The sequence below is a fragment of the Shewanella sp. SG41-4 genome, assembly GCF_014164505.1.
Lineage (GTDB): Bacteria > Pseudomonadota > Gammaproteobacteria > Enterobacterales > Shewanellaceae > Shewanella.
Genome location: NZ_JACJFI010000102.1, coordinates 1 through 13468 on the forward strand (window position 1 = coordinate 1; position 13468 = coordinate 13468).

General features: G+C 40.9%; 12 protein-coding genes. 9 read left to right on the forward strand and 3 right to left on the reverse strand.

Features of this window, described 5'->3' with window-relative positions:
• Window positions 1-304, forward strand: a 304-nt coding sequence (locus tag H5202_RS11220; RefSeq protein WP_182772149.1) for a DUF998 domain-containing protein, incomplete at its 5' end; no start/stop codon positions are given.
• A 168-nt stretch (window positions 305-472) separates the two neighbouring features.
• Here the strand turns inward: H5202_RS11220 and greB are convergent.
• Window positions 473-958, reverse strand: coding sequence for a transcription elongation factor GreB (greB, locus tag H5202_RS11225; RefSeq protein WP_011635724.1), 486 nt, complete (start codon window positions 956-958; stop codon window positions 473-475).
• Between the two features lie 215 nt (window positions 959-1173).
• Between greB and H5202_RS11230 the strand changes: the two genes are divergently transcribed.
• The 6 genes from H5202_RS11230 to H5202_RS11255 all read left to right on the forward strand — a co-directional run bounded on the left by H5202_RS11230 (window position 1174) and on the right by H5202_RS11255 (window position 10506).
• Window positions 1174-3546, forward strand: coding sequence for a Tex family protein (locus H5202_RS11230; RefSeq protein ID WP_182772150.1), 2373 nt, complete (start codon window positions 1174-1176; stop codon window positions 3544-3546).
• A 195-nt stretch (window positions 3547-3741) separates the two neighbouring features.
• Window positions 3742-5418, forward strand: coding sequence for a phosphoethanolamine transferase (locus H5202_RS11235; RefSeq protein ID WP_336244797.1), 1677 nt, complete (start codon window positions 3742-3744; stop codon window positions 5416-5418).
• A 10-nt stretch (window positions 5419-5428) separates the two neighbouring features.
• Window positions 5429-5872, forward strand: coding sequence for a diacylglycerol kinase (locus tag H5202_RS11240; RefSeq protein ID WP_182772152.1), 444 nt, complete (start codon window positions 5429-5431; stop codon window positions 5870-5872).
• 140 nt (window positions 5873-6012) lie between these two features.
• Window positions 6013-6687, forward strand: coding sequence for a response regulator transcription factor (locus tag H5202_RS11245; protein ID WP_182772153.1), 675 nt, complete (start codon window positions 6013-6015; stop codon window positions 6685-6687).
• Window positions 6687-8117, forward strand: coding sequence for a sensor histidine kinase (locus H5202_RS11250; protein ID WP_182772154.1), 1431 nt, complete (start codon window positions 6687-6689; stop codon window positions 8115-8117). The genes H5202_RS11245 and H5202_RS11250 overlap by 1 nt, the downstream gene beginning before the upstream one ends.
• A 451-nt stretch (window positions 8118-8568) precedes the next feature.
• Window positions 8569-10506, forward strand: a complete 1938-nt coding sequence (locus H5202_RS11255) for an LTA synthase family protein (RefSeq protein ID WP_259397286.1) — start codon at window positions 8569-8571, stop codon at window positions 10504-10506.
• Here the strand turns inward: H5202_RS11255 and H5202_RS11260 are convergent.
• Together H5202_RS11260 and bioH are read right to left on the reverse strand one after the other, a co-directional pair.
• Entirely contained in the window at window positions 10498-11004 is a 507-nt protein-coding gene (locus H5202_RS11260; protein WP_182772155.1) for a hypothetical protein, read from the reverse strand. The two genes, H5202_RS11255 and H5202_RS11260, sit on opposite strands and share 9 nt — an antisense overlap.
• Before the next feature lie 76 nt (window positions 11005-11080).
• Window positions 11081-11887, reverse strand: a complete 807-nt coding sequence (gene bioH / locus H5202_RS11265) for a pimeloyl-ACP methyl ester esterase BioH (RefSeq protein ID WP_182772156.1) — start codon at window positions 11885-11887, stop codon at window positions 11081-11083.
• A 43-nt stretch (window positions 11888-11930) separates the two neighbouring features.
• On the opposite strand from bioH, the gene H5202_RS11270 reads away from it, so the two are divergent.
• Together H5202_RS11270 and nfuA are read left to right on the forward strand one after the other, a co-directional pair.
• The gene (locus H5202_RS11270) at window positions 11931-12737 is read left to right on the forward strand and encodes a ComF family protein (protein WP_182772157.1); all 807 of its coding nucleotides are present in this window, start codon (window positions 11931-11933) and stop codon (window positions 12735-12737) included.
• A 271-nt stretch (window positions 12738-13008) separates the two neighbouring features.
• On the forward strand, window positions 13009-13468 hold a 460-nt coding region (gene nfuA, locus H5202_RS11275), incomplete at its 3' end, for a Fe-S biogenesis protein NfuA (protein WP_182772158.1).

Here is a 13468-nt window from a genome sequence, read left to right on the forward strand (position 1 = left end):
CCCTATGGATGCTGATCCACTGACAAGACATCCAACATTTAATTGTAAAGTGCATTCTTGGGCTGGTTTTATCATGTTGCTATCATTAGTGGTCGCGCCGATATTGATTGCAATCAGCCCGACGTCTGAGACGGTTCCAGTGTATTTCCGTTTATTCTCAATCGCTTCCGTGATAGGCGCTGTTTATTATCTTTTTGTTATGGCCAGAGCCGTTAAAGCACAAACTAATGCGGGTACTCATCAACGGGTTTCTTATGGTTTGCAGTTAATATGGTTAAGCGTTTTTTCACTTATTCTGGCATAACTGAATATAAAGTTGTCCAGAAACGTTAACCACACCCTGTGCTAGCAGCAAAGCTTAACTGTTCAATACTTCTTTTTGACGAAGATAAACCATAGCACTTAACGGCCTTGATTCAGTTTCCTTGGTTCGCTTTCCTTTATTCTCTTTATTCCGTTTTCCTTGGATAAGTTATTTCTGTTCTAGTTTGTAACTAATCTTATTGATGTACCAGGTTTTATCGCCTTGAGGTGTGCTCACTACCGCTTCATCGTCGACTTGTTTTTTGAGTAACGCGCGGGCCATGGGCGAGTCGATGGAGATGTAGTCTTTACGTTCGTCGTAAATTTCTTCTGGGCCGACAATTTTAAAGGTTTTAATGTCACCGGCATCGTTTTCAATTTCAACCGTTGCGCCAAAAAACACTTTGCCTTCTTGCTCCGGTGCGTAATAAACGATTTTGAGTTCTGGTAATAACTTGCGTAAATAGCGAACTCGGCGATCAATTTGCCTTAATAAACGTTTATTAAAAGTATAATCAGCGTTCTCGGAGCGATCACCCAAACCAGCCGCCCAAGTGACAATCTTAGTTACTTCAGGACGTTGTTCTTTCCACAGGTAGTCGTGCTCAATTCTGAGTTTATTGTAGCCTTCTAAAGTGATTAACTTAGTTTTCACGCGGTTTACTCTTTAATGTGATCGAAGAACGGTGAGGTTTTATATTTAGCCGTAATATTATCATCTGTGTTTTAGCACTTCATGTCCTATGATGCATTCTTTTTATCGATTATCTATAAAGACATCATAAAGCCTTTCGTACTAGCAGCGAACTGGTGGTCTTTATGGTATCTTTGGCATAATTTTATTTTAAACCATGTCGAATTCGATTGATTATGCATAATATTGCCCAGATTATCGCTCAAGAACTTAATGTTCGTGAACAACAGGTCACAGCGACCATTGCGTTATTAGATGACGGCGCCACAGTGCCGTTTATTGCACGCTATCGTAAAGAAGCTACCGGTGGTTTAGATGACACTCAGTTGCGTAACTTGTTTTCTCGCTTAGGTTATTTACGTGAGTTACACGATCGTCGCCAAGTGGTGTTGTCGAGTATTGATGCGCAAGGAAAATTAACCCCAGCGTTAACTCAAGCGATTAATGACGCCGACAGTAAAACCCGCCTTGAAGATTTATATCTGCCATTCAAACCAAAGCGTCGTACTAAGGGCCAAATAGCCATCGAAGCGGGTATTGAGCCGCTTGTAGATGCAGTGTTAGCCGATCGCAAATTAGATATAGAAAGCAAAGCAACTGAGTTTATTAATCCTGATTCAGGTTTTGCCGACACTAAAGCAGTACTCGATGGTGCGCGTTACATTTTAATGGAGCGCTTTGCTGAAGATGCAGAGTTGCTGCGTAAAGTGCGCCAGCACTTATTACAGCAAGCGGTACTTGAAAGCCGCATGGTGAAAGGCAAAGAGAAAGAAGGCGCTAAATTCCGCGACTATTTTGAGCACAATGAGCTGATGAGTAAAATCCCATCTCACCGTGCTTTAGCTATGTTGCGCGGCCGTAACGAAGGCATGTTAAGCCTGTCGATGAACGCCGATCCCGATACTCAAGCGACAGAAGGCAGTTATTGTGAAGTGATTATTAGCGATCACTTTAAGTTAGAACTGACTAACTCTAGCGTTGATGAATGGTTGAAAACCGTTGTGACCTCGACTTGGCGCATTAAAGTGGCTTTGCAAATGGAAACCGAGTTTATCGCTAAGATGCGTGAAAGCGCGGAAGAAGAAGCCATTAGAGTATTTGCCCGTAACTTAGGCGATTTGTTAATGGCAGCTCCAGCTGGTGCAAAAGCAACTATGGGGCTTGATCCTGGTATTCGTACTGGTGTGAAAGTCGCGATTGTTGATAACACCGGTAAGCTGGTGGCCCACACCACTATTTTCCCACATGCACCGCAAAACTTATGGGACAAATCGATTCGTACCTTAAGTAATTTAGTGACCATGCATAAAGTTGAAATTATTGCGATTGGTAATGGTACTGGCTCGCGTGAAACCGACAAACTGACTGGCGAGTTAATCGCTGCCGTAAAAGAAACACATCCGACGCTGACTAAAGTGATTGTGAGTGAAGCGGGTGCATCGGTATATTCAGCCTCTGAGTTTGCTGCTAATGAATTTCCAAATCTTGATGTATCAATTCGTGGCGCGGTATCAATTGCGCGTCGTTTACAAGATCCGTTGGCAGAGCTAGTTAAAATTGAACCCAAAGCAATTGGCGTTGGCCAATATCAACATGATGTAAGCCAAAGCCAGTTATCACAGTCGCTCGATGCCGTCGTCGAAGACTGTGTTAATGCTGTAGGTGTTGACTTAAATATGGCATCTGCACCGTTATTGGCTCAAGTCGCTGGTTTAACCAAAACCTTAGCTAAAAACGTGGTTGATTTTCGTGATGCTAATGGTCAATTTACCAACCGTAAACAGCTATTGAGTGTGGCTCGTTTAGGGCCTAAAGCTTATGAGCAAGCTGCGGGATTTTTACGTATCCGTAATGGTGATAATCCATTGGATTCGTCATCAGTTCACCCAGAAGCGTACAGTTTAGTTGAGTCGATTGCTGGCGCTAAGCAATTACCATTAACTGAGCTTATTGGTAACAGTGATTTGTTAAAGCAGATTAATGCTGCCGATTTTGTTACCGACGCATTTGGTGTTCCGACCATTAATGATATTTTAGCCGAACTAGACAAACCGGGACGCGATCCTCGTGGTGAGTTTAAAACAGCTACTTTTAAAGACGGTATCGAAGAATTGAAGCACCTTAAAGTCGAGATGATTTTAGAAGGAGTGGTGACCAACGTGACTAACTTTGGTGCATTTGTTGATGTGGGTGTACATCAAGATGGTTTAGTGCATATTTCATCGTTAACCGACAAGTTTGTCAGTGACCCTCATACTGTGGTTAAAGCGGGTGATGTGGTTAAAGTGAAAGTGATGGAAGTGGATATTGAGCGTCGTCGTATTGCGTTAAGCATGCGTCTTGATGAAAAAATTGATACTGAGAAAGCAACCAGACAGTCGCAGGGTAAACCACAAAGTAGTTACCAGAAAAAACCTGCTGCGGGTAAATCTTCAGCTAATTCGCAAAGTGCGGGGAATAATAAATCCGCTAATAAGCCTGTTAAAACGCAGCAAAATGCTGCGATGGGCAATGCGTTTGCTGATGCCTTTGCAAAACTCAAAAAATAGTAAGTTATCGTTTAGCTTAACGTGTAGTTGAATAAAGTATTGATTATTAAAGCCCTTTCATTTCAAATGTGAGGGCTTTTTTTTTCTTTGTCGAGGATTGTCAAACTGAATTAACCAAACAGTAATAATTCAGTTTTTATTAAGCAAATCTTAAGTTTCGCAGTAGAGTATCCTCATCAATCGAGTTCATCGTGAGTGACTATATTGAAATTTCCAACGCAGACATTATCCCGTACTCCCAAAAGAAGTATCAGTTATGAGGCTATGACCTGCATCATTGCCGTGTATTTTGGTTTGGTATTAAATTTTCCGTTAATCCGTAAAATCTATCAATTATCAACAGACGGTCATGTGCTGTTTTCGTTGTCACCCGCGTTGTTATTAAGCTGTTGTTTTATGCTTATTTTTAGCTTGTTTGCATTTAAGTTTGTGTTTAAACCCGTGATGATAGTGTTATTACTTACGTCGTCAGCAGCGATGTATGCCATGTTGAAATACAACGTGATGTTTGATTACGGCATGATTGAAAATATTTTTGAAACCAATTCTGGTGAAGCTATCTCATACATTAACTTATCGTCAGTTGGTTATGTATTTGTATTAGGTGTAGTGCCTTCTGTCTTATTGTATCGCACTCAATTAACGAGTGGTCCTTCACTGGTAAAAATCGTGCTTCGACGAGCTGGTTTTACCGTTCTCAGTATCGGCTTAGTGGGCTTGATGGTGCTGTTTTTTTATAAAGACTACGCGTCAGTGGGTCGTAATAATAGTTATCTGAATAAGATGATTATTCCTGCACATATATTTAATACGGTTAAATATTTAAACAAACGTTACTTTACTGAAAAATTAACCTTTGATCCTATTGGTCAAGACGCACAGTTAACACCTAGTACTAATGGCAAGCCGACTCTTATGGTGTTTGTAGTAGGTGAAACCGCCAGAGCTGAAAATATGGCGTATAACGGTTACCAACGTAACACTAACCCTTACACTGAAAACCTCGACATCATAGCCTTACAAAATGTGTCGTCTTGCGGTACAGCAACAGCACATTCATTACCTTGTATGTTTTCAAATCTAACTCATGACAATTACAATCGTGAAGTTGCAGATGCACGAAATAACATACTGGATGTGATTCAAGCCGCCGGTATTAACGTGACATGGTTTGAAAATGACGGTGGTGATAAAGACGTTGGCTCCCGAATTAATAAGATTGAAATTTCGCCCAGCGAGCCAAATTCATTATGTGATGGCTTAAGTTGTTATGATGCGATTTTAGTTGAAAAGCTCAGCCAAAAATTACAACAAGACAGCGAAGCAAGTGCGCTTTCTGGTAAAGGCTTAGATAATCAATTTATCGCTTTACATACTATTGGTAGCCACGGACCAACATATTGGCAGCGTTACCCAGCCGATAAGGCCTTGTTTACGCCAGCTTGTAGCCGCAGCGACATTGAAAACTGTAATGACCAAGAGATTGTAAACGTATACGACAATACCATTGCCTATACCGATTTTGTGTTGGCAGAAACGATTAATGTGCTTAAGCAGTATCAAGACAAATATAGCGTCGCACTGGTGTATTTATCTGACCATGGTGAATCGTTGGGTGAAAGTGGAATGTATTTACACGGTACGCCTTACAGCATTGCACCAAGCCAACAAACGCATGTGCCTTGGTTTATGTGGTTACCACAAGATTACACCCAAGCAAAACAGGTTGACCGTGAATGTATTGCCCAGCATGCCTTAAACGGCTCGTATTCACATGACAATTTGTTCCATACATTGTTAGGGCTTTACGGCATCAGCAGTTCGGTACGAGATCCTAAGTTAGATATCACCACCGATTGTAAAATGAACTAGGGATATACCGATGACAATTTCAGCTTCATCATCTACTTCAGATGCTAATGCACCTCAAAACACTACAAAAAGTGCGACAGCTAAGCAACCAAAAATTGTAGTAAAACGCCATGGAATAATGCGCTTACTTTATACCTGTAAACATACGTTTGCTGGGCTAAAGTGGATGTGCCGCAATGAAGCGGCATTTCAACAAGAGTTATTACTGTTTATTCCATTGACAGTGTTTGCGTGTATGGCAAATATTAGTGCAGCGCAATCTGCCATGTTAGTGCTGGCGTTACTATTTGTATTGTTTGCTGAACTGGTTAACACCGCAATAGAAGTGGTGGTTGATCGTATTGGTGTAGAGTTTCATGAGTTGTCGGGTTTAGCTAAGGATATTGCGTCAGCATTTGTGTTTATAAGTATGTTAATGGCTGCAATGGTTTGGTGGGTTATTTTGTGGGCATAATTTGTTAGCATTAGTGTGAAATAATTATCTAAGCACGAGATAGGCAATAGTTTGATGAAGCTAGTTGATAAATGATTTTTTCATTTTGGCTACATCAATCCTAATATGGATATTGGCGTAATGTTGATAAAGGACACTCAATGAAAGTGTTGTTAATTGAAGACTCTGAAGCGCTGCGTCGCGGCATTAGAGTTGGGTTAGACCATTTAGGTTATACCGTTGATGAAACTGGTGACGGTTCAGAGGGCTTAAGCATGGCGCTCATTAATGCTTATGATTTTATTATTTTGGATCTTATGCTGCCTAGTGTAGATGGTCTTAGTTTACTTAAAAGCATTCGTAAGTTAGGTAATCAATCAAAGGTCATTATCTTATCAGCTAAATCTCAAGCAGAAGATCGCGTTGCTGGCTTATTGGCTGGTGCCGATGATTATTTGAGTAAGCCGTTTTCTTTTGATGAGTTACAAGCCCGATTAATTTGCCTAGGTCGCCGCGGTGATCTGAATCAACAATTTAAAACGATTTGTATTGCAGATTTTGTTTTAGACACAAATAATAAATCACTGCATGCAGATGGCCATTACATTGACCTGACTAAAAACGAATTTAAAATTGTTGAATATTTATTTAGCAACCCAAAACAAGTACTTAATCCAGAACAAATCAGCGAAGCGGTAGTGGGATCATTTAATCATTTATCGAAAAATACCATTGAAGCGCATTTATCATCAGTACGAAAAAAGGCTAAAGCGATAGGTATGATATTGCCGATTAAAAATAAACGTGGCTTTGGCTATTTTGTGAGTGAAAATTAATGCGGTCGTTAACCACTAACTTGGTTAATACCATGACTTATGTGGTTTCCGGTATTTTGATTCTGGTTTTTTTTGCGATTGATATCAGTATCGATAATTGGGTTGATGCAGAGTTTGATAACGCATTAACCGACAAGTCTAATTACCTAAAGACCTTAGTTAAAGTGACACCAGAAGGTACCGAATTTGATTTTTCTGGCGAGTTTATGCCTGAGTTTGGTACTTCAACCAAAGCGAGTTTTTTCCAGTTGTGGCAAGGTTCGAACGTATTTGAACGTTCAGAATCGTTAGCGCATTTCGCTGATACTAATTTACTCAAAAAAGACATACCTCTCAATAGTGCCATTTTTGTTGACGTGATATTACCCGATGGCCGGGATGGCCGAGCGATGGTGTCGTATTTTGAGCCGCAAGTGCCTCAAGTTAATCGTCCAATGATGGGCAACGTTGAGCCCATGTGGCTAACCATTGCTATAACGACTGAAGATTTGTCGCAAATTTTGGTCATCATTGATTCTAGTTTGGCCATCGGTTTACTGCTGGTGATTGTGTTGATCCGTTGGGCTGTAGTGAAGGTTATTCATCGTGGTTTGACCCCATTGAACGAATTAAACATGTCGCTCAAAAACGTCGATGTGACCAAAAAGTACATCCCGCTGTCTACTGACTCAGAAGATTATCTTGAAATTGAACCGATACGGAATGAGTTGAATAAGTTTGTCAAAATTAGCCAACAATACTTGCAAACAGAAAAACGCATTACTGCTGATATCGCTCATGAACTGAAAACGCCAATCAGTGAACTGATCAGTTTGAGTGAGATTTATATTCGTTATCCAGACGATGAACGAATTGGCGTTAGCTATAAACAAGATGTGCTCAGTATTAGTTTACGGATGAAAACAATAGTCAATAATTTATTGTTATTGCAACAAGCCACATCAGAAGATATTAATCTGCATCGCCAACATATCAATATCAAAACCTTGATGGGGCAGGTTATTGATGAGTTAGCATTTAAGTATTCAACTATTTATTCTCGTTTGAATATTGAACATAATGTTTTAGATCAGAGCTGCTTTGCTGATGAGTTTTCTTTACACCTCATTTTGACCAATTTATTCGACAATGCATTGTACTATAGCCCGTCAAATTCAGCGGTTTTTATACGATTAGTTTCTGATAATAAAGGATTAACATTCAGTATTGAAAATCAATTAGTGACCAGTATCAATGCGAATGATTTAGATCGGCTCACGTTACCGTTATTCCAGGCCGAAAAGTCGCGTTCTAACGGTGACCGGCATGGATTAGGGTTGGCCATCGTTGAAAATATAGCCAAAGTAAATGGGTTTGAATTTAGTTTTGAATTGATTTCCACAGATAAAATTCTGTTTAGTTTGTTCATCCCAGTGGTAATGGAGAGTTAGGTAACATAATGTTAATTCAAATCACAATAAGCCGATAAATGGTTGAGCTGATAAGTTAATCAGAGGTTAATATAGCGTGTGTATAACTGAACTTTTATTGTCAATTAGAGTCTTATGCTACAGATAGATGTAGTTTTAGATACCTCACTTCTTATGAATTCTGGTTAATCTTCTGATAAATATAGTAATATTATCTTTAGTTCGATTGAGTTAATCATATTATAAAAACAATACTCATCAACATAAGATGCGAGCATTAATTTGTTGTAAATAACAAAATGTTAATTTTGGTCCGACTAGTCGCATATAAGTTTTGCACTTTACCAAATTAACAACCATATCGGAGCACTAAATGGCTGTAAATTCGTTCAATTATAACGCACGATCTCCACTGTTTTCAACACCACATACTTCGCGAAGTTTACTCCAAGTCATTATCATATTTAGTGTTATGTCTCTCATTATTTTGAGCGTGAGTCGCTTAGGTTTATCTTTGTGGCAGGCAGATCGTGTCAGTGATGCACAGGGTTGGGGCTATATCTTTGTTCAAGGGTTACGCGTTGATTTCGCTTCGGTGTGTTGGCTATGGGGCATCGCAGCCCTAGGTACAGTGGTATTTTCTGGTGAGCATTTAGTTGGCCGTGCTTGGGTGATGGTATTGCGAGTGTGGTTAACATTAGGCTTGTGGGTAATTATTTTCCTTGAAGCATCATCGCCATCATTTATTGCCGAATATGGTTTTAGGCCTAACCGTTTATATGTTGAATATCTTGTTTATCCAAAAGAAGTGTTATCAATGTTATGGGCGGGGCGTAAAGGCGAGCTTATTTTATCGGCCGTGATCACCTTAGGTACATTATGGGGTGGTTGGTGGTTTACCGGTAAGCTCACTCAGCATGTGAAATACCCTAAATGGTATTGGCGTCCGGTGCTTGCTGTTATCGTTATTGCCATTACAGTGTTAGGCGCACGATCATCCTTGGGGCATCGACCACTTAATCCTTCACTAGTGGCATTTTCTGATGATCCTTTAATTAACTCTTTAGTGCTTAATTCATCCTTCTCATTAATGTTTGCGCTTAAGCAGATGGATAATGAACAAGATGCATCGAAAGTGTATGGCAAGCTAGCCGATGAAAAAGTCATTGATATTGTACGCCGTGAAAGTGGACGACCAATGAGTTCATTTACCTCACCGACCATCCCTACGTTGTCATTTAACCAAGCCAGCTATACTGGCAAACCAAAGAATCTTGTCATCATTTTACAAGAAAGCTTAGGTGCGCGTTTTGTGGGGAGTTTAGGTGGCTTACCGTTGACGCCTAATATTGACGAGCTATCGCAACAAGGGTGGTTTTTTGAAAATTTATACGCGACGGGTACACGCTCGGTAAGAGGGATTGAAGCGATAACAACCGGCTTTACACCTACGCCAGCACGTGCGGTTGTGAAGCTAGGTAAGAGTCAAACGGGTTTTTTCACCATTGCTGATTTATTGAAGCAACATGGCTATACCACGCAGTTTATTTATGGTGGTGAAAGCCATTTTGATAATATGCGCAGCTTCTTTTTAGGCAATGGTTTTACTGATATTGTTGATCAAGGTGACTATAAAGACCCTGCGTTTGTCGCATCTTGGGGGGTGTCTGATGAGGACTTATTGTTTAGAGCCGATGAAGAATTCTCGCGGATGCACAAAGAAGGTAAACCATTTTTTAGTTTAGTGTTTAGTTCAAGTAATCATGATCCGTATGAGTTTCCAGATGACCGTATTGAGCTGTATGAACAACCACAATACACTATGCATAACGCGGTTAAATATGCTGACTATGCCGTGGGTGAGTTTTTCAAGAAAGCTAAAAAATCAGATTACTGGAAAGATACTTTATTCCTGATTGTTGCCGATCATGACAGCCGAGTGGGTGGTGCCGCATTAATACCAGTGTCGCGTTTTCGTATTCCTGGACTTATTATAGGTGATGGGGTTGATGTGAAGCGTGATCAACGCGTTGTCAGTCAAATTGATATGGCACCCACGTTAGTTTCATTGTTGGGTATTTCAGATAGCTATCCAATGTTAGGTCGTGATCTCACCAAAATGCCAGACTCTTGGCCCGGTCGAGCAATGATGCAATATGACAAAAACTTTGGTTTATTGGAGGGGGATAAAATGACTATTTTACAGCCTGAATTACCTCCTGAAAGTGTGACTTATGATTTTGTTTCTGAAAAACTGACTCCGACAACATTGAATGATTCCCAAGCAGAAACAGCTTTAGGTTGGGCATTGTGGGGCAGTATAGCGTACAACAACATGTTGTATCGTACAGCTAATTCTGAGGCTAAACCGACACTGGTTGAGATGGCGCCCACGGAAGTATCACGCTAAAATTTGTAGTTGAGACTCATTATTTGGAGCGGATTGTTGTTGATAAAATTGACCAATCCGTTGACCAAATTGTTGGTAAGTAGCTTTAGATACTCCGGTATCGAGTGTTTGGCGCTGACGGGGTTCTGGTGTTGTTTTAGCGTTTGTCGATTGTGTTTTTAGTTGAATATCTTTACGTTGCAGCGCCGGGGTTTGGCTCGCCATGATTCTAATGACTTGAGGCCGAATGGCTGACGAGGTAATGGCTTTAGATTCTACTGTTTGTTGAGTGGCACTTTGTTGTTGTCGTTTAGCTTGCTCTTGCTGCTGTTTTCTCTCTGCGACAGTGTAAGGCGTAGCACGTTCATTTTGTTGATTTAATGGACGTTCTGCATGCTCTTTTGTCGGTTCTTGTGGCGGAATAATTGGCGGTTTTTGTTGATTGTCCACTCGCGCAAGATCCGTCGCAACATTTGAAGTTGCTAACGGTACTTGAGGATAATGAGTGTTAATTATCATGTTGGCCTTGTCAATACGACGCCTTGGCTAAATTATAGTCAATATTTGACCAAGGCTAAAGGGCTATTAAGTATTTTTAGCGGTATTTTGTGAGCCAAGGTAATAAATGGTCTAAAAATGCATCTGGATGCGAAATAAACGGCGCATGGGATGCTTTATGAAGCAGCACATCTTCAATGTTGTTACTACTAGGCAATAACGAGATAATCTTTCTCGGTACCAAACTATCTAACCTTCCCCAAATACGTAACCATGGCTGCTGAATTTGAGTGATCGTGGCGCGTAAATCAACTTGCGCTAACATATCCAATCCTTGGGATAATCCTTGTTGCGTCGGCAACGGTTTACTTAACACTAGGCTTTTTATTTGTTGGATTTCAGATTTGGGATTGTCACTTCCCATGGCTTGAATTGCCAAAAATCGTTCAACAGAACGGGACAAGTTACGGTCTAATTGACTTGAGAATTGCGCCAATACATCAGGTTGAATACCAGACCAAGATGGGGTTGAATGATCTTTCTCGTGTGCCAAAAAACTTTCGCGGGCCATAAAACAGGGTGATGAGGCAATAGTGACTAATGCTGCCACTGAATCAGGGTAATCAATGGCTACTTGGCTAGCGATTAACCCACCCAACGACCAACCAATCCAAATAGCCTGCGGTGGAAGTTGCTCTGCAAGTGCTTGCGCCCATTGAGTTATGCCTCCATTGATATTAGGGCTTAGACCAAACCCCGGCAAATCTACATAATGCACTCTATACTGGTGCAATGCGTTTTTTAATGGACTAAAGACTTGGTTATTCACACCCCAACCGTGCAATAACACGATGTCTTGGCCTTGTGAGCCTACGGTATCAATATGCAATGCAGGAAAACTCACGGTTAACACCTCTTAAGAGTCTATTTAATGGAATGAATAGCCAATGCCGCCAATCAATAATTCAATCGACATCGCCCATATATTACGTATATGCGTCAAGCGCGTTCAGCGTTTTAGGGTGATTTTACTAGGCAGTTTACCCAACCGTTGCTTGCTGTGCCAGCAAAGGATAGATCAAACGGGTTATCAGCAGTTGTTTCCCAATCAAGTGCTCACAGGTGTTTGCCAAGTGTGTTTAGCCGCGAGTTTGTATCAACATGAAGTGTGCTTAGGTTGTGGTCGCGAAATAGCGTTGCTTCAGGCTTATTGTGGTCAATGCCTTAAACACAGCCCTAATTGGGTGGTGGCCCCTTGCAGCTATCATCAAGGATTAGGACCGGTTATTGCCGCCATTAAATACCAACAGCAGTGTGCAGCGCTTAACGCGATTACTCAACAATTGGCCTGTCGAATCGCTTTGTTAATCAAGCATGGCATTATTAGACGGCCGCAAGTGTTAATCCCAGTTCCGTTACATCCTAACCGTTTACGTCAGCGAGGGTTTAATCAAGCTTGGCTCATTGCTAAAGAGTTAAGCCTATTAATAGATATCCCTCTAGACGACCGCTGTTTAGTTCGGATTGTTGATACTTTGCCGCAAACTGGACTAGCGGGTAAGCAGAGGCGTAAAAACTGCCATGGTGCATTTGCATTACAACCAAGCATGGCATATCAGCGTGTTGCGTTGATTGATGATGTTGTCACTACCGGAACCACCGTAGATGAAATTGCACAATTATTTAGTTTACAATTTGTCCATGTACAAACTTGGTGCCTTGCGCGTGCTGAAGCGCCGGGATTGTTAGATTAAATCTTTTTAAGGGTAGATTAACCTAGGTTTAGGTTAGATTAATTCGATTTGAGTAAGAACAAGATTTTTTGTAAATAAAAACAATTAATTAATATGTCTTGTAGCCCCCGGTATATAGGGCATTGCAGTTTTTTTAGGGTTAAAAAAAGTTGAACTGGATCATTTTTTCGAGATCAAATCCCACGGACACTACAAAGCCAATGCAACACAGAGTATCATATGTCTAATTCTTACTAATTTACTCAGGTATTCCCTGACGGAGCAGGTTTTTATGATCACCATTACCGATACAGCTCAGGCCCATTTCGTCAAACTATTGGCCGACCAGCCGGAAGGTACGCACATTCGTGTGTTTGTTATCAGCCCAGGTACTGCACAAGCAGAGTGTGGTGTGTCTTATTGTCCACCTGATGCCGCTGAAGCTGATGATGTAGAACTTCCATTTAATGGCTTTAGTGCAATGGTTGATGAAAAGAGCGCACCGTTCTTAGATGATGCCAGCATTGATTTTGTGACCGACCAGCTAGGTTCGCAACTGACATTAAAAGCACCTAACGCCAAAATGCGTAAAGTGTCTGGTGATGCACCATTAGTTGAACGTATTGAATACGTTATTCAATCAGAGATTAATCCACAACTTGCCAGCCATGGCGGTAACATCATGTTAGTAGAAATTACTGACGCAGGTGTTGCAGTATTGCAGTTTGGCGGTGGATGTAACGGTTGCTCAC